This window comes from Methanolobus sp. WCC4, assembly GCF_038022665.1.
Lineage (GTDB): Archaea > Halobacteriota > Methanosarcinia > Methanosarcinales > Methanosarcinaceae > Methanolobus.
In genome coordinates this window covers 1,513,472-1,530,449 of the sequence record NZ_CP150629.1, presented here as the reverse complement: position 1 = coordinate 1,530,449, position 16,978 = coordinate 1,513,472, and the positions used below count along the sequence as shown (strand labels likewise).

At 44.9% G+C, this 16,978-nt stretch carries 15 protein-coding genes; 7 read left to right on the top strand and 8 right to left on the bottom strand.

Translation table 11 applies throughout. The features are described from left to right. Positions 1–135: 135 nt before the first annotated feature. The 6 genes from V7O63_RS07425 to htpX all read left to right on the top strand — a co-directional run bounded on the left by V7O63_RS07425 (position 136) and on the right by htpX (position 5,992). Positions 136–1,296 carry a hypothetical protein gene (locus tag V7O63_RS07425; protein WP_340817775.1) on the top strand — a complete coding sequence of 387 codons (1,161 nt, stop codon included), beginning with the start codon at positions 136–138 and terminating at the stop codon, positions 1,294–1,296. A gap of 68 nt (positions 1,297–1,364) precedes the next feature. Then, complete coding sequence (locus V7O63_RS07420) at positions 1,365–1,643, top strand: hypothetical protein (protein WP_340817774.1); 279 nt, start codon at positions 1,365–1,367, stop codon at positions 1,641–1,643. Between the two features lie 801 nt (positions 1,644–2,444). Further along, on the top strand, positions 2,445–2,765 hold the full coding sequence (locus V7O63_RS07415) for a hypothetical protein (RefSeq protein WP_340817773.1): 321 nt from the start codon (positions 2,445–2,447) through the stop codon (positions 2,763–2,765). Positions 2,766–2,939: 174 nt separating this feature from the next. Further along, entirely contained in the window at positions 2,940–4,598 is a 1,659-nt protein-coding gene (locus V7O63_RS07410) for a PKD domain-containing protein (RefSeq protein ID WP_340817771.1), read from the top strand. A 28-nt stretch (positions 4,599–4,626) separates the two neighbouring features. Beyond that, positions 4,627–4,890 carry a hypothetical protein gene (locus V7O63_RS07405; protein WP_340817769.1) on the top strand — a complete coding sequence of 88 codons (264 nt, stop codon included), beginning with the start codon at positions 4,627–4,629 and terminating at the stop codon, positions 4,888–4,890. Positions 4,891–5,134: 244 nt separating this feature from the next. Continuing rightward, entirely contained in the window at positions 5,135–5,992 is an 858-nt protein-coding gene (gene htpX / locus V7O63_RS07400; protein WP_340817767.1) for a zinc metalloprotease HtpX, read from the top strand. 55 nt (positions 5,993–6,047) lie between these two features. Here htpX and V7O63_RS07395 read toward each other — a convergent pair whose 3' ends face one another. Continuing rightward, complete coding sequence (locus V7O63_RS07395; RefSeq protein WP_340817766.1) at positions 6,048–6,482, bottom strand: DUF488 domain-containing protein; 435 nt, start codon at positions 6,480–6,482, stop codon at positions 6,048–6,050. A 314-nt stretch (positions 6,483–6,796) separates the two neighbouring features. Here V7O63_RS07395 and aroA point away from each other — a divergent pair, with 314 nt between their 5' ends. After that, positions 6,797–8,077 (top strand): 3-phosphoshikimate 1-carboxyvinyltransferase, encoded by a 1,281-nt coding sequence (gene aroA / locus V7O63_RS07390; protein WP_340817765.1) that lies wholly within the window; start codon positions 6,797–6,799, stop codon positions 8,075–8,077. Between the two features lie 45 nt (positions 8,078–8,122). Here the strand turns inward: aroA and V7O63_RS07385 are convergent, their stop codons facing one another. The 7 genes from V7O63_RS07385 to mcrB form a co-directional block, all read right to left on the bottom strand. Further along, positions 8,123–10,171, bottom strand: coding sequence for a hydantoinase/oxoprolinase family protein (locus V7O63_RS07385; RefSeq protein ID WP_340817764.1), 2,049 nt, complete (start codon positions 10,169–10,171; stop codon positions 8,123–8,125). Positions 10,172–10,446: 275 nt separating this feature from the next. Next, positions 10,447–11,583, bottom strand: a complete 1,137-nt coding sequence (locus V7O63_RS07380; RefSeq protein ID WP_340817763.1) for a TIGR04083 family peptide-modifying radical SAM enzyme — start codon at positions 11,581–11,583, stop codon at positions 10,447–10,449. 208 nt (positions 11,584–11,791) lie between these two features. Next, a complete protein-coding gene (mcrA, locus tag V7O63_RS07375; protein ID WP_340817762.1) occupies positions 11,792–13,510 on the bottom strand; it encodes a coenzyme-B sulfoethylthiotransferase subunit alpha in 1,719 nt (572 codons plus the stop codon). Between the two features lie 10 nt (positions 13,511–13,520). Next, positions 13,521–14,270, bottom strand: a complete 750-nt coding sequence (gene mcrG, locus V7O63_RS07370) for a coenzyme-B sulfoethylthiotransferase subunit gamma (RefSeq protein WP_340817761.1) — start codon at positions 14,268–14,270, stop codon at positions 13,521–13,523. A gap of 12 nt (positions 14,271–14,282) precedes the next feature. Then, complete coding sequence (gene mcrC / locus V7O63_RS07365; protein ID WP_340817760.1) at positions 14,283–14,885, bottom strand: methyl-coenzyme M reductase I operon protein C; 603 nt, start codon at positions 14,883–14,885, stop codon at positions 14,283–14,285. Between the two features lie 8 nt (positions 14,886–14,893). Continuing rightward, positions 14,894–15,400, bottom strand: a complete 507-nt coding sequence (mcrD, locus tag V7O63_RS07360; protein ID WP_340817759.1) for a methyl-coenzyme M reductase operon protein D — start codon at positions 15,398–15,400, stop codon at positions 14,894–14,896. Positions 15,401–15,450: 50 nt separating this feature from the next. Beyond that, positions 15,451–16,755 carry a coenzyme-B sulfoethylthiotransferase subunit beta gene (gene mcrB, locus V7O63_RS07355; RefSeq protein ID WP_340817758.1) on the bottom strand — a complete coding sequence of 435 codons (1,305 nt, stop codon included), beginning with the start codon at positions 16,753–16,755 and terminating at the stop codon, positions 15,451–15,453. Positions 16,756–16,978 lie beyond the last annotated feature (223 nt).

Here is a 16,978-nt window from a genome sequence, read left to right as displayed (position 1 = left end):
TTCGGCAATATCTGCCGAATCCTACTATCACCTACTTATTCAAGCACATAAAAGGAACATTATACTTTTGTTCACACATAACATTGAAAAATTGAATTAATTAAAGAAAGTACATAGAGAACTGGAGAGAACAATATGAAAAACAAGATAATGAAGATATTTCTATGCTTTGCCATTATGATGATGCTGACAAGTATTGTTCCGGCATCAGCGATCGCCGGGTCAGATGGCCTGCAGGAAAGGGTACAGGACAGAGACAGGATAAATGCTACTACCATGGAACAGTTCAGACAGAATATGACTGTCAGGGAGAGATACGGAGAAGCAACAGAGAACTTCCTGCGTATCAAAGCAAACAATTCTGCCCTTAATACAGAAGAGGCGATGGAAGCTGCGAAGGAATATCTGAACAGTACCATTGACATAATGATAGATACCCTTGAAAATGAAGAATATACAGAGGAACTGACCGCTATAAAGGATGATGTAGCTGAAGCAACCACAAGAGCGGAACTTGCTGAAGCAGCCCGGGAAGTCAGGGAGATCTGGAGAGAGGCACGTGAAGAAAAAGCTGCTTCAGCAGCCAATTCTGTCAACAACAAGATGACTGCGGTCATAAGGACATCCCAGGCAATGGCACTTCGCCTTGAGAACGAGATCATGCGTATGGAAGCCAGAGGTGAAGATGTAACCGAACTTGAAGGACTTCTTGAACAATATAATGCCCATATTGCCGAAGCAGAGCAGTATCAGAAACAGGCAGGTTACGGAAACGTACAGGGACAGATGCGATCTGTTCAGAATATGAGGCAGGCTGGCATGAGCATCAGACAGGCAAATGGTGTGCTTGAAGAGATGCTGGTGGAACTCAAGCAATACCGCGAAGGACTTGTAACGCTCACTGGAGAGGGAGCACTGTCGGCTGAAGGTAACGGAGTTGTTGTCCTTTCCGGCGATGTCACAATGAGCTTCACTGCAGACAATGCCACACTTGTCATCAAGGATATGGCAGGAGATGCAGAAGTGGACACAGGGGATGCCACATATGGATATTCGAACATCGATGCAGGTAACAGTGATGTGGACAACAGGGCATATGTATATCACAACCTCACAGGAGATGTAATGATAGAAGGGAGCCGCCTTATCGTCACACTGCGTGGAACAGACATATCCCTTGATGCTGAAGGAAGCGGAAACGTCGTACTCACGGGAGAAGGCACCTATGAAGTGGAAGGTGTAGAGAAGGAATGGGCTGCACCTGAAGCAAATGATACTGAAGATGTTGAAGAATAGGACAGCACACAACAGTGAACATCATCATATAAAATGACAATATAAGTGATAATAGGAGATGAATGTACATGGTAAAGACGAAATACCTTGTAATAATGGCAGTTCTGTTCCTTGGACTTATAGTATCCGGTTGTGCGGACAATGCATCTACGGAAGACCAGAAAGCTTCAGAAGATATTGAAGATGTTGATACATCCCTTGCAGAAGAAACATTAAATGAGGAAATGGTAGGTATCACAGACACCGAGATACAGGATATTGAAGAAGAACTTGCAGAGATAGAGACACTGATCAACGAAACAAATGGAACGGATATTGAAAGTGATATTGTGGTCGAAGAAATATGAATGATCATCATTCATGTTTCCCCTTCTTTTACCTTTTTAGTATCTACTAACTGAGAATTTTACTATTTTACCCTGAAGATCATTATCGATGTTAGACGCCGTCATCCACCCTAGCTGTTACTCCGTAGCTGTTACTCCACATGAATTGCTTCCATACAGCAAATCATGATCATTAAGTGAAAGAACATTGTCTTAGGTCTTTATTGAAGGAAAGGCTCTGTAGAAATCTCTTATAGCTATAGATCCACAGATGCATGCAGATGTACGAAGATATAGATGAACGCTATCTTTATGGCCTGCTGAAATTTCAGCAGGCATCCAACTCGATGTAGATAGATGTATCTGTGTTGATCTGCGGTTGTGATTCAAAACTCATGATCAGCAGGATTTCAACAGAGTCGAATAAACATAACCCAATGTCATGAGATCCCACTCCTGCAGCTTAGTAAAGAACTTATCTTTTCAAAGGTTGGATTGTCAGCACATATTACACTATGGATAATGCACCATATTGAACAAAGCTATATTTTTGTTCAGTACACGAAGGAAAAAACAACTTTCGCCCACAAGTTCAAAGACATATCTGAAGCATGATGAAGGATCATAAAGTAAAATAAACCATTATAAGCCTTCTTTTTACATGGATTCAGACTTAAAGTATCTATGAAGTAAAGTATGCTTATATCTGTCTCGACGAAAGAAGGATTGTAAGTGTAGGTTTGTATCGGATTAACCACCAAGCTATCTCGTTTAAACTTACACTTACACTATTCAAACAGATTAACGCAGAGGGAGAATTAAATGAAAATAAGAGTGTTCACACTAGTAGCTGTAACTATAATGTTGCTTAGTATATTCACCATAACAGCAATGGCTTGTGACCAGGTTAGAGACAGAGAGGAAGATTGTACCGGTGTACCGGATTTCGCACCAAGGGATCAGACAAGGGCAGGCATAAATGCCGATAGCTCCATAACAGAGATCACAGGTAACAGTAATGGAGATTGTGATGGAACAAACTGTAAGGGAGATTGTGATGGAAGTTGTGATGGAACAAACTGTAAGGGAGATGGAGACTGCGACGGAGATGGGCCTCAAAGAGATGGCTCATGTCAGGATTAATACCGGACAGGGAGTATCTAAAAAGATAGATTCGACTGACAGGTCGGATCTTCCTATTTATTTATCTGTGGTCCTGAAAGAAGGACATCATAATCTTTATCAATTTCTTATATAATACTCAATAATAGAAAAAATGAAAATGAGCGAAAAACAGAAAGAGAACGGAGGGTAAAAATGAAAATAAACGGTATGAGGATATTTGCATGCCTTGTGGTACTGTTGATGCTGATGAGCATCTTTCCTACAGGAGCACTTGCAGACTCTGATAACTCAAAGAACTATGGTGAAAAGACCATAAGAGGAAACAATGGAAATGACAATGTAGCTGATAGTGATCAAGATGATGACAGTGATGACGGAGAAGATTCTGACGAGTCTTCAGATGATGAAGATGATTCCACTACAGATCAGGTACGTGACAGAGACAGGATCATGCTTAATGCCACTGAAGATGCAAACCGAAAAAGAAGTGAAAGCAGGAATTCTGAATCAGACTATCAGACAGCAAAGATCAAATTTGCAGATATCAGATCAAAGAACCCGAAACTTGACACTGAAGAAGCTATCAATGCAACCAAGGAATACCTTATAGACACCATCGATTACATGATATCTCTGCTCGATGAAGACAATGAATACATCGATGCTCTTGAAGAGGAAAGGGACAATGTTGAAAAAGCAACTACCAGAGAGGAACTTGCAGACTCTGCAAAGAACATCAGGGACATATGGAACGATGCACGCAAGAATCGTGTAACAGCTTCCAGTAAAGCTATCGATAACAAGATCAATGCTGTCCTCAAGACATCTGAGAAACTTGTGGTACGCCTTGAGAATGAGATAACTACCATGAAAGAGAATGGTGAAGATGTAGAAGACCTCGAAGAGATGCTTGAAGAGTACAAAGATCTCATAGATGATGCAAAAGAGAATCAGGTTAATGCAAGAAACACCTACGGGAATGGGAATAATGGACAGAATATCCGTGAAGCAAACAGATACATCGTTAAAGCGGGTGAGGACATCAAGGACGCTAATGCCATTCTAAGGAAAATGCTTCAGGAGCTCAAGAAAGAAAGAGAGGGCGTAGTGGTACTTACAGGTACTGGAACACTGGCAGCAGAAGGAAACGGAACTGCTGTGATATCAGGTAATGTATCCATAGAGATAGAAGCCAATGAATATGCAAAACTTGTTATCAAGGACCTTGCAGGGGATGCTGACATCAATCTATCGAAGGCGAACTATGAGACATCGAACATCGATTCAGGAAACAGCACGGATAACAACAGAGCATTCGTTTTCATAAATCTCACTGAAGAGGTCTTTATCGAAGGAAGCAGGCTTACCGTGATGGTCAAAGGAAGTGACATCGAACTCACAGTCAATGGAACAGGTACTGCAGTGCTTGCAGGCATTGGCACCTATGAGGTCAATGGTGAGGAAGGCGAATGGGCCAGCCGCTATGTCGATGATGATGATTCCTCTGATGATGAAGAAGAAGAAGAAGAAGAAGTAGATGACAATGACGAATCTGAAGAGGAAGTCGATGATGATGACGATGAAGATTCAGAGAATGAAGAAGATAGTGTAACAGTTGTTGCAAATTTCACTTACACTATTGATGGTCTTAATGTGACGTTTACTGATACCTCTATGAATGCTTCTTCATGGAACTGGGATTTTGATGATGGTAATTACTCAACAGAACAATCTCCAACACATGAATATGCTCTTTATAAAGAATATAACGTCACTCTGACCGCATATGAATCTGACAGCGATGAACTGAACAATGATTCAATAACACAGAGCATTAAGTTGACTGTATGATGAGATACGATATAGGAGTTGAGAAGAAATGACCAAATTTAGGAATATCGCCATCATTGCAGTTCTGCTGTTTGCTCTTGTAATCTCGGGTTGTGCTGATAAAGATACCACAGAAGATACTGCAGGTACCGGAGACACACAGAACATAAGTGTTGCCGATGAAGCACTCAATGAAGAAATGGTGGGTATAACGGACACCGAGATGCAGGATCTGGAAGCTGAGCTTGCGGAACTTGAAGCTCTCATCGATGAGATGGAGCTTGAAGAAGAGATCGTTGTCGAAGAAATATGAATGTACCTCATTCATATTCTTTTTTTACTTTTTGATATCTGATATATCTCTTATTTATTTATATCTGCAAAAACCCTGTTACTCAAATATAAAAGACCACTCTTTTTCAGTTCTTTAAAGTTTATTGAAGTCTACTGATATTTATATTTATTAACAAGGAATAATAAAATAACAGGTAGATTTTTATAGAAGAACATACAACTAAATTGTGCCTTAGAACTATATTCTATCTAAGAGGAATTTCATGGGAAATATGATAAAAACCACTTTATTGCTGGCATCCTTAACCGGTCTTTTGGTCATTGTAGGCCAGATGCTTGGTGGAACGTCAGGAATGATCATCGCTTTTATATTCGCGATAGTCATGAATTTTGGAAGTTACTGGTATAGTGATAAGATAGTCCTGAAAATGTACCGTGCGCAGGAAGTCACATCAGCTGAAGCTCCTGAGCTTTATGGCATAGTACAGAAACTGGCAATGCGTGCGAATCTGCCAATGCCAAAGGTCTATATCGTACACACATCCATGCCGAATGCATTCGCAACAGGCAGGGACCCCCAGCACGCAGCAGTGGCTGCTACAACAGGGATACTTGACCTGTTGAACGCTGATGAACTTGAAGGTGTACTTGCCCACGAGCTGGGCCACGTAAAGAACCGCGATACACTGATAAGTGCTATTGCCGCGACCATCGCAGGTGTTATCACCATGGTAGCCACCTGGGTCAAATGGGCAGCGATATTCGGCGGGCTTGGCGGAAGAGATGATGACGGTGCAAGCGGCATCATAGGTTTTCTGGCACTTGCCATAGTTGCTCCACTGGCAGCAACGATCATCCAGCTTGCGATCTCAAGGTCAAGAGAGTTCGCTGCTGATGAAGAAGGAGCACGTATCTCACAGAAACCATGGGCACTTGCAAGTGCACTGGAGAAACTGGAATATGGCAGCACACATTACCGCCAGAGAAGAGGAGATGTGCAACCTTCCGAACACACAGCACATATGTTCATCGTGAACCCGCTCAGGGGAAGCTCACTCATGAACCTTTTCAGAACACATCCTGCAACCGAAGAGCGTATCAAGCGTCTTCGTGCAATGTAAGATAAGTATTGTATCGACAAATATAATTCAATTCAACTGTGGTCCGATTCGGACATCAGAAGTTGAAGAGGTTTGTCTGCCCTCTTTCCACGAGGTGGATGACCTCTACTCCATTTTCTTCGAGCCTTATAGAAAGATACTGCCTGTGGCATCCTTTCGGACTCTTTTCCGCACACATAAGTACTACCCTGCCACCATCATCATTCACTTTCCTTATATGATCCATGAGCTTTGCAAAACTTGCTTTGAAAGGACCGGTACCCATGTATTCCACATAGGTCGTATCACGCATCCCCCCCACACCATCACAATGCGAGTAAAGGATCCTGTTCTTCGGGAGCAATACTTCCAGTGATTCCCTGTCATAATCCTTGAAAGTAGACTGAGGATACCTCCTTATATCCACAAGGTGTGTGATCTTGTTCTCAATGAGCATTGATATGAAGTCATCGATCCCTCGATTCCCATATCCTATCGTATAACATTTCATTCTTCGCACCAACGGTCATTAATAAGTGATATAATATTTCATTGTTCGGATTCGGATGTCCTGGTGAGCATTCAAGTTCTGAACATAAATAAGATATGCATAAGATATACAGCCTTCATAATAACAATATCTGATGAGCCATCGATAAGAATATCACTGAGTAAGGCTATTCTGACCGTGATATCACACGTTTAAGGAAAAATTAATATTGGTTTTGTTTAAACTAGTTATATGGTCTTTGCCATGATATGGGAATGGCAACAAAAGATATCTGATCATCGATCTTATTAAAACCCGTAACCAAAGAGGATAAAATGAAAGTATCTGTCAGTACTTCTAAAGTCAATGGTGAGGTTTTTGCACCTCCATCTAAAAGTTATACGCACAGGGCCATCACTGTTGCTGCCCTTTCAGATGAATGTACTATTCACCGGCCCCTTATGTCAGCTGATACCCTGGCAACCGTACGTGCATGTGAATCACTCGGAGCAACTATCGAGCGATCAGAGAATGAACTTCACATCAGAGGAGTAAATGGAAAACCATTTGTCCCGAACAATGTTATAGATGTAGCTAATTCCGGCACCACTCTCCGTTTCATGACAGCGGTCTCTGCACTGACCAACGGTGTGACCGTCCTAACCGGGGACGGTTCAATAAGGAGCAGACCTAACCAGCCATTACTGGATGTGCTGAACAAACTGGGTGTAGAGGCATATTCCACCCGTGGTAACGGCTGTGCACCTCTTGTAGTACGCGGAGGACTTAAAGGGGCTATCACAATGATAGACGGCTCAATAAGCTCACAGTTCATATCTGCACTACTTATCGCATGCCCCCTTACAACCCAGAGCACAACCCTTTCTATCAAGGGTGAGATGAAATCCAGACCATATGTGGATGTGACAATGGAGATCATCGAGAAGGCCGGTGGCGAGATACTTGTTGAGGAAGGCAACACGATCAAGTTCATAATCCCTGCAAACCAGAGATACAACCTCAAGGATTATACAGTTCCCGGAGATTTCTCATCAGCTTCCTATCTCTTAGCAGCTGCAGCAGTGACCGGATCCTCCGTCACCGTGAAGAACCTGTTCCCTTCAAAACAGGGAGATGTTGAGATCATCGATGTCCTCGAAAGAATGGGAGCTGAGATATCATGGGATAAAGAGAACGGAGTTGTAAAGGTCACAGGTAATGGTCTTAAAGGAACAACATTCGATGCCGGAGCAACACCTGATCTTGTACCTACCATTGCCGTACTGGCCGCATGTGCAGAAGGCGTAACAGTTATAGAGAATGCTGAGCACGTCCGCTACAAGGAAACTGACAGGCTGCATGCAATGGCACTTGAGCTCACCAAGATGGGAATATCTGTCAAGGAAGAACCGGACCAGCTCATTATCACCGGCGGAAAACTTCGTGGCGCTGAACTCCACGGATGGCATGACCACAGGATAGTAATGGCGCTCACCATTGCAGGAATGGTTGCAGGTGACACTGTAATTGACACCGCTGAATCCGTAGAGATATCATTCCCCAACTTCTTCGAGGAAATGACAGCCCTCGGAGCAGATGTGAACCTTATAGAATAAGAGAGAAGGGAAGTTCCTTCCCTCCCGCATCTTTTTTTATTTTCTTTATTTTCCAGAATATGAATCTTCAGCAGAGCGGAAGCTGACAGCTTTTTTGCGCATGTAGTCAGGGATAACATCCTTTTCCACAACAAGTTTGGACGTGCCTATGCCAACTACAATGACCTTGGTCTCAACTGGTTCTTCGCCTTCTCTTACCATGAGCTCCTTTTTGGTCACCTCTATCTCAACCTCATCCTTCGAATAACCGGCTGCCTTCATGTAATCCATGATGATACCCTTACCGGTATTCCTGGCAAAATCAAAGGCCTGCATGTAATCAGGGAGTATCTCCCTGCCTTCCGGGGTGAAAACGAAGTAGCTGATGACCTCTTTTGCACCTTTAAGCTCCTCGTCGGTAACATCCTCACCTGTGATCGGTGCAAAGTCCTTCTTGATAAGGATCTCAACACGCTTGATACCTTTTCCGACAAGAGCACCTACAGCATTACCTACACTTGCATGCTCAGGAACAATAATATCGGCATCGATGAGATCTTCCATCTCTTCCTTGTAGGCAATCACTGGCCCCCCAAGCAATATTACAGGTGTCTCTACCTTGAAACGTGTGAAATTCTTACCTGAGAGCATCTGGTCAACGACCGTCTGCGGAATACCATCCACCAGGTATGACACCAGGTCGGATGCCATGTTCTTTGCAACCTTCTGCTTCACCATGGTTGCAACCTCTTCCTTACTGACACGCAATTGCTTTGCAAGTCTTTCAGCACCGATGATCGACGCCTCTGTTTCCCATTTATTGAAGTCACCAAGTACATGCAGAGCATCGGTTGGTGTGAATCCGATTGACTGTACCACACGCTTCTGTATCAGGCTATCAAGTGCACGGACGCTTGGTTGTTTCTTAAGGATCTGGAAGATATCAACATAAGAAACTGGAGATCCCTGAATTACATCGTAGATCTCATCCTCGCTTCTTGAGAGTTCCAGTGGTCTCAAGCCTGTTCGCACAAAGAACTTCGTTGGCTGTACATTCTCATCCAGGAGCTTCCTTGATGGCGACTTGGCCCCTTTCAACTTCTCAAGGAACCCTGTGTACAGGGTAGCAGCACGACAGAGAGGGATGACCCTTCTTGGACCAACATAGAACTTCTGGTCCTTGACCCATACATGACTATCACCGCCTGTTGCCGAAGTCTCCATCCTGATAGCCTTTACCATTGTCTTCCAGCCACCTACCACGGCACCCTGGTCGCTAAGTTCGGGAACACCATTTCTGATAAGAGCAACATCCGTACTGGTACCGCCTACATCCACCATGACGCATGTATCGTATTTTGTGAGGAAGGCCGCACCGACAAGACTGGCAGCAGGTCCTGAGAATATCGACTCGATAGGACGCTCCAGAGCTTCTTCCATACCGACCACCGAACCGTCACATTTGAGCATAAGGAGATTTGCATCCATGCCTCTGGACTTTATGTCCTCCATGATGGACTGGATGAACTTATGGGTTATCGGCAGAAGCTGGGCATTGAGATATGCAGTTATCGCCCTGTCATATGCACCTACCTCCTGGGAAAGTTCATGTCCGCAAACAACAGGGAGTCCTGTCAACTCACGGATGATCTGTTTTACGCGAAGTTCGTGTTCTGAATTACGATTGCTGAAGAAAGATGACACTGAGAATGCTGCAACGTGATCCTTCACCTCAAGAGCGAACAACTTCACCCCATCTTCATCAAGTGGAGCAGCCTCTTCTCCGTTACTTGTGTGACCACCGCTTAGCTGGATATGATATTTCGCCGGGAACCCTTCCTTAGGGATGACATAATCCCCGACAAGGATGACAGCTACAGGAAAACCCGTGTCCTCAAGGATAGTATTCGTGGAAAGTGTAGTGGATACGGAAACCAGCTTTACATCTTTTACATATTCTGCATCAAGAGAATCTATTACTTTCTTGATCCCACCAATTGGATCAGGATATGTTGTCAGGACCTTTGTGGCATCCATTATAACTCCATCCGAGTCACGGATGATCACACCATCTGTAAATGTACCACCGGCATCTATGCCCAGACTGTATTGCATATTGGTTCACTCCTTAAAATAAGATATAATAAAGATAGTGTAAAAAACAATGGTTTTGCACTATTTAAGCATTACCATGTTTGTCGAACACTTTGAAGACAAAAGAAAAGACAGAATATGTAATACAGGATAATAACAGATACACTTACCTCCTATGGAGTTGAGTGTATCCGCATTATGATTCGAAACTCCTGACAAGCAGTGTTTCTACAGAACCTGATAAAGGATCCGATACAAAAAGTCATCAATTCCCTGATGATCAGTTTCACTCATATTCACTTGAACATCAGTGCCATTATTCCCGGTTTTGAAGGCTTCATGGGGTTCTGGAAGAAGTCAGCCTCCATACTTGGACCTCCGAACATCTCATTATTGACCCTCTCGGTTATCTCATCCAGTATCATCTTGTATGAGATACAGTGTGGGTCGACTCCCTTTATTTCTCCGCCTGTCGGGGTTATGGCATTGTAAGGACAGCCGCCTCTGCAATATTTTATGTGTTTGCAGTCCTTACAGTTCTCATCCACGTGATCCTTGTAATCGAACATGAGCTTCCATGCAGCGGACTTTGAAAGTTCTTCAATGCCTGGATTGTCACGGACATTGCCCATTACATATTCAGGCATACCTACAAAGCGATAGCATGGATATATGCCTCCGTCAGGTCCTACGGCCAGGACATCTCCCATACAATCCACGAAAGTGCATACTGCACCTCTGCCGCTAAATACGCCTTTGCAAAGGTGGTCGATGTTCATTACCTCGATCTTGTCTATGTTCTCCAGGTATTTATCCAGGAGATAGATCAGGAGCCTACCGTATTCTTCCGGATCAAGAGCCCATTTTTCAGGTTCGTCACCACGTAATGAAGGCAGAGCGGGATGGAACTTAAGGGTCCAGCCGTTCTCCAGATAGAAATTGAAGATATCTTCTCTGAACTTTTCGGAATGGGAAGTAAAAGTAGTAATGAATCTCACGGAAAGTCCGTGTTCCTTTGCGATCTCATAGCCACGCATGGTCTTTTCATAATATCCGTCCCCTCTCTGGAAATCATTAAGCTCTTTAGGACCGTCAAGACTGGAACCGATAGGAATGTTATATTCCGCAAATATCTCAGCGATCTCGTCTGTCATCTTCCAGAGATTGGTCTGTATGGCAAAGGCCACTTTCTTCGGCTTTGCTCCCTCTGCAAGGAGTGGTAAAGCCTCCCTGAAGAAATCTGCACCTGCAAGGAGCGGTTCCCCACCATGGAAGGTGAAAGTTACCGAATCCTCCTTGAAGTTCTTGAGCCATTCAACTACTTCTTTTATGGTCTCGATACTCATTACAGGGGATCTTTCTTCGGAACTCCAGCAGTAATTACATTCTCCCGGGCAACCCAGGGTAGGGATCAGCATCACGTGAAAAGACATTTTTACAGCACCTTGTTTTTAAGTTTCTTCAAGGTTTTAAGTTATTAGTAGTTTTCTAAGAGCCATCCTCCCTAACATATCCATGATCGGATAGTTCTTCGAATGGATGATCTTACAGATCTTAGTAACAGAGTAAAGAAGAGCAGAAGAATAGAACTTATTCAAAAAAGAGTAAGTAGCAGGCATTAAGCCTGCACTTGTTTTAAAATTACTTTGCTGGAATGATGAGTGATCTCTCACCAGCAGGCTCGAACTCTCTGAGAGCTCCTCTTGCGAACTCCTTCCTTGGCTTGGAGAAGTCGAATGGGAGGAGGTCGTCTGCGAAACAGACCTTGACGAGTGGGTTGACTGCGTATGCATCTCCACGTCCTGCGTGAGCAGCGGATGCAATAGCTGTGTAACCACCCTGGTGACCTACGTTCATTGCGTAGTTAGGGTAGTTTGGTCCACGGAGTTCAAGAGCAAGACCTTCGTCGGACTGGTATGAGAGTACGTTTGTAGCACCACACTGGTCCTGCAGGTCGTATCCGAAGAAACCGAGACGGCCGTGTGCTTCCTTGTGGAGGTACATACAGAGGTACCATCCGGAGAGACCAGCGTTTCCGTTTCCTGTTGCGAGGGATACAGCGGAACCTGCTGCTGCGGAAAGGCTTGTTGCTCTCTGGGATCCACCGAAGTGGTCTTCGAGGGTTGTTGGGTACTTCTCGTAGTTCTCGAGACCGTAGATCGTGGACTCTGTTGCGATGTCCTTTACTACTTCGAGGTCTGCCTTGATCTTGTTGTCTGTACCTGTGTTTGCTGCACCATCGTACTTGTCGTTGATGTAGTCTACGTTGTAGTAGAGGTTGTCATCAAGGATGTTGTTACAGTATGCTGCTGTTGCGTACTGGGTGAAACCTACACCACCAGACATGTATGAACCGAGCCAGATCTGGTCGTAAAGCATACATGCTCCACCAACTACCTCAAGGGTTACGTTTGCTGCATCTTCTGGTGTCTTACGGCTGGTCTGGATGATATCAGCCATGTGACCGAATGGAATTCCTCCTGGCTCGTTTGGTGCACGTGCACGTCTTGCTGGAAGCATTTCTCCCATCTGGATGACACCAGCGTGCTTTGCTGCGTATGAAAGGTCAGCTACTGCTGCTTCACCAGCACACATGCTGTATGCTGAAATGAATGCCATACCGACCTGCATAGCCATCCACCTGCTTGTCTGACCACCGTCGGTGGTTCTGCTGACGATTGTTGGGATGTGTGCTGCCTGGAATGAGTTCTTTCCGATTGCTGCCTTAAGCTGCTCTGCCTGCTCTGCAGGGAACTGCTTGTTGATGTCGATAAGGAACTGGCTGTCGATCTCGTCTGCGAGTTCATCGTCACCAGTGAAGATCTTGACGAAACAGTCATCTACAAGAGCTGGGTGTGTCTCGACCATGTGTTCCTGAACGACTGCTCCACCAGGAAGTGCGTGGTTGAGTGTCTCAAGGTAGTGGTTGATCGTTTCTGGTGTGACTTCGATACCGAGCCTCTTCTCGAGGGTCTCGTGTGCCATGTCCAGACCGACAATTACGGTCCTTCTGATGTCATCCCACATCTGCTGCATTGCAGCGTTGTTGACGTAGTGAAGGTCATCGATCTCGACCATGTCATCTGTTCCGGAAAGGAATGATGGGGTGAGTGCTCTCTGACCGAGTGGTATACCACCACAGTGCATCATTGGGTTGTAACCGACAAGTCCTCTCTTTGCTGCGAGGTCCTGACCTGCCTTTTTCATCTCTAATTTACGTGGGTTCTGATCGACACCAAGTCTGTGGTATTCCACAGTCATATCGGTGATCTTTCCACCTTCCATTTTGTTAGTACCGTGCTCTTTTGTGTACTTAATTTCCATGTGTTTTGCAAACATTCTCTGTCTGTCGTCTGCCATTATAATCACCTCAGTTCTCCGGCTTGAAGCCGTATGTGGTCCTCTGGTCGAATACTCTGTGTACCCATTCGATGACCTCTGCGTCATCTCTGAATGCCACATTGTCGACACGGTAAATGGTTGTCCTCTTTGCTGCCTCTTCTGGGGACATTGGCTTTCCGAGGTCTACCTTCTTGTCGATAGGCCTTCCTACCTGGTCCTTGTGCATAATGATTACATCGCCTTCTTTTCTGCACCTGTCGAGCATGTCGAACATTACGCCGTCCTCAGGAAGTCTGAGTGAGTGACCGTGTACTGTTGCACCTCTAAGACTTGCGAGTGCTGGGCAGGTCATCTCGGTTTCCATCTGGAACTTTGCGATCTCTTCCATGTCTCTCTCACGAGCTTCAACGACCTGACGACCGGAAAGTGTTCCTGGGTCGACACCTCTGTTGTTGATAGCTGCTGCATAGGATCTGAAGTATGGTACTGATGGACCGTTGTACATTGAGTCAACGAACTGTACGTACCTTACCCTGTCACCAGCTTTTGCGCCTGGTGTTGGTTCTACGAGTTCTCTTACGGAACATTCTGGCTCGCCCATTTCTGCGAGTGGTGGGTGGGTGCTTGGGTAGTCGCTACCTGGTGCACGGTGTCCGAGAACAAGTGTCAGGTCATCGTCGGAGATCTCTCTGAGCTTCTCGACTTTACCAGACATGTGTTTTCTTCTGTTTTCAGCAACTGATGTTGCTCCTGGATAATATTGTGGTTCATATGCCATAATTATTCACTCCTAATTCTCTAATGATCTCATTGTGGTTTTCACGGCTTTCACGAGTTCGTTCAGTTTTTCCCTCGAACATGATTCGCCTCGTGTAACTCCTGTCACAATTTCCATTACCCTTCCCTTAGTTAGAATATCACTATCTTTTGGTTTAACAAGCCGTGTCTTGACTCCTGCCATTGCGAGATCCTCGAAATCAACAAGGGTCTGACAAACAACTACTGCAGGAATATCGGCTTCTTCAAGAATTGCCTTTACTTTTCTGACCACATGGTCCCTTATGTTCCCTGTGTGGATCACAGCAACTTTGTGTCTGTTGATCTGTGCTATCTCCTCAGGACTTATTCCGAAAGAGCCGGAACCCATATTGGTGTCCGGAACACCTGAACCGGTGTTAAGCACGAGCACACTTACCTGAATCTCCTCACGGCGCATGCCATATGTGAGTTCACATACTGGTTTTGTGATATGTCTTCTTCCCGGGCTCATTGCAACTGCGATGACATCAGGTCTTCCTGTTTCAGAAAGAGTACCGCGCTGGGCAAGTCCTCCTCCACGGCCAAGACCCATTCCGTGTCTGCAATCTACAACCTGTGTTTCCCGGTCGAACATGTTATCACTTATTCCATATCATGTGGTATGTCATCAGGTTTAAGGATACATACTGGCTGGTTCTTCAGTTTTCCTTTCGGGTCGGTCATTCCAATCAGAAGGGGATCTGCATCTGCGCCACGTCTTGCGTAGTCACTTACAGTCTGTCTTCTTGGAATGAAGTTACCTTCTCTGAACTCGAATGGTACTGAAAGAACATTCTCACAAACTTCCCTGACCTGCTCTTTTACATCTGCGTTCATAACTTCCATACGGATGCTACCAACGGATACGGCAAGTTCTATTGCCTGGCCTGCGACCTCAATTACAGTGTTTCCAGGGTGCTGCACAGGCAATCCTGTGGCAGGTCCGTAAGGAACGGTCTGGGGAAGTCTTGGGCCATGAACGAACAGCCTTATGATCCCATCAAGATCAGCGATCTCGTTGAGTAAGTTCTGGGCTGTTTCAGGTTTAAGCAGCCTTGAAGGGAATATTTCAAGCTGCACATTGTTTGCGTCTGAACAAGCTTCGGACATTTTTGTTACCTTTATGATTATCTGTGATATTTAAGGAGGGGAGTTGTGTCTTAGAGAGCTCCTGCCACTGCCTTGATTGGCTCCTTGAATTCTGGAATGGATCCAAATACGTTACCGACAAGTGTGGATGTCTTCTCGATGGTGGTCATCTGTGTGCCTGCGTCAAGTGAGACTGCTGCACATACACAAGGAATTGCGAAACCTCTGGAGTGCCTGGTTACAACGTGGTTACCGTTGAAGATACCTGGTCCACCGCCACCATAGATGGAGTGACTGAAGAATGAGAATCCTACTGCAGTACCCTGTGCCCTACCCATGTCACAGCCTGGAAGACCTGTTTCCTTCTCAAGTATGTCATTGAAGTAGAGGATGGTTGAGGATACGTTCTGAGCTGCTCTGCCTGCACCACAGTTTACAAGGGTTGCTGCGAGCTGACCGACTGCTGCACATGCATTCCACATGGAAACATCGTTTGCCTTGTAGAAGTTGTAGCCGGAAGGTGCTGTCTTGTCGACGGAGATGACACCTGCTTCAAGAGCCTTTTCTACTGTTGACTCGATCACAGTACCGATTGTACCGTCCTTACCGTTCTCTTTTACGATGTCGTAAACGAAGTTGCCTGCGTTAAGACCCTGGTAAGCAAGACCAAGTAACTGGTGTCTCTCGAAAGGACCTACAGCGTTACCCATCTCGTACATACCTACCTGCTCGAAGATGGATGAAAGTGCTGCTGCATTGATTGCCTTCTTACCGGTGATTGCTGCAACGTGGTTTGTTGTGATGTTCCTCAGGGAGTATCCAAGACCTTCGTTGTTCTGTGGAATGCTGAGAATGGATGCAATGTTTGCGCCCTTCATGTCCATTGTCTGTGGGTAGCTTCCCCATACAGCGGACTTTACGATTGGTGCATCGAACATGTCAGTGTTGAACATGTCAATGATTGTCTGTACGACTGCTGCACCGGTTACTGTGCTTGCAGATACGAAGTCAGCACCGATCTGTGTCCTTACGCTTGGGATCTGGACAAGAAGCTGCTTTCCGCCACCAAGTTCCTTTACATTGGTGTCATCATCTTCGCTGACCTTAATGAGTGTCTCTACTGCATCAAGGATAGCACCGGAGTTGCCTACGATGTCGTAGTCAAGTTCTCTACCAAGGATCTGCTTTTTAGCGCCACCCATTGAACCTGTTTTCAGCGCTTTCTCGATACCTGCGAGGTTTACAGCAACTGTCCTCTTTGTATCTTTGATGATATTTTGAATCGCTGCATTCCTTGTTGGCGCAATATCCATAAGATCAACGCCGCTTTCCAACAGTTTACCTCTGTCGTCGTAAATGTCTATTTTATCAGACACGTATATTTTCCTCCTATGTTTCTATTCAGAAATCACCCATCTGGAAATGCACAGACAAATAAAGAAAGTCAATTACTCTGTACCACACAGTAATCTCTGCGCATATATTTTCCACCGGGAATTCTCGGATTTATTAAGCAACAATGACGTTTAAACCTTTTGCATCGTTTCTGACAATACCGTTATCATCGAACGCAGGTAAAATCAATTGATAAAAATAATT

Excerpts from the sequence above, each read along its gene's own strand:
- V7O63_RS07395 (WP_340817766.1), bottom strand. The coding sequence starts at position 6,482 with ATGAAATGTTATACGATAGGATATGGGAATCGAGGGATCGATGACTTC.
- aroA (WP_340817765.1), top strand. The coding sequence starts at position 6,797 with ATGAAAGTATCTGTCAGTACTTCTAAAGTCAATGGTGAGGTTTTTGCA.
- V7O63_RS07415 (WP_340817773.1), top strand. The coding sequence starts at position 2,445 with ATGAAAATAAGAGTGTTCACACTAGTAGCTGTAACTATAATGTTGCTT.
- V7O63_RS07410 (WP_340817771.1), top strand. The coding sequence starts at position 2,940 with ATGAAAATAAACGGTATGAGGATATTTGCATGCCTTGTGGTACTGTTG.
- V7O63_RS07405 (WP_340817769.1), top strand. The coding sequence starts at position 4,627 with ATGACCAAATTTAGGAATATCGCCATCATTGCAGTTCTGCTGTTTGCT.
- htpX (WP_340817767.1), top strand. The coding sequence starts at position 5,135 with ATGGGAAATATGATAAAAACCACTTTATTGCTGGCATCCTTAACCGGT.
- V7O63_RS07425 (WP_340817775.1), top strand. The coding sequence starts at position 136 with ATGAAAAACAAGATAATGAAGATATTTCTATGCTTTGCCATTATGATG.
- V7O63_RS07380 (WP_340817763.1), bottom strand. The coding sequence starts at position 11,583 with ATGTCTTTTCACGTGATGCTGATCCCTACCCTGGGTTGCCCGGGAGAA.
- mcrC (WP_340817760.1), bottom strand. The coding sequence starts at position 14,885 with ATGTTCGACCGGGAAACACAGGTTGTAGATTGCAGACACGGAATGGGT.
- V7O63_RS07385 (WP_340817764.1), bottom strand. The coding sequence starts at position 10,171 with ATGCAATACAGTCTGGGCATAGATGCCGGTGGTACATTTACAGATGGT.
- mcrA (WP_340817762.1), bottom strand. The coding sequence starts at position 13,510 with ATGGCAGACGACAGACAGAGAATGTTTGCAAAACACATGGAAATTAAG.
- mcrG (WP_340817761.1), bottom strand. The coding sequence starts at position 14,270 with ATGGCATATGAACCACAATATTATCCAGGAGCAACATCAGTTGCTGAA.
- V7O63_RS07420 (WP_340817774.1), top strand. The coding sequence starts at position 1,365 with ATGGTAAAGACGAAATACCTTGTAATAATGGCAGTTCTGTTCCTTGGA.
- mcrD (WP_340817759.1), bottom strand. The coding sequence starts at position 15,400 with ATGTCCGAAGCTTGTTCAGACGCAAACAATGTGCAGCTTGAAATATTC.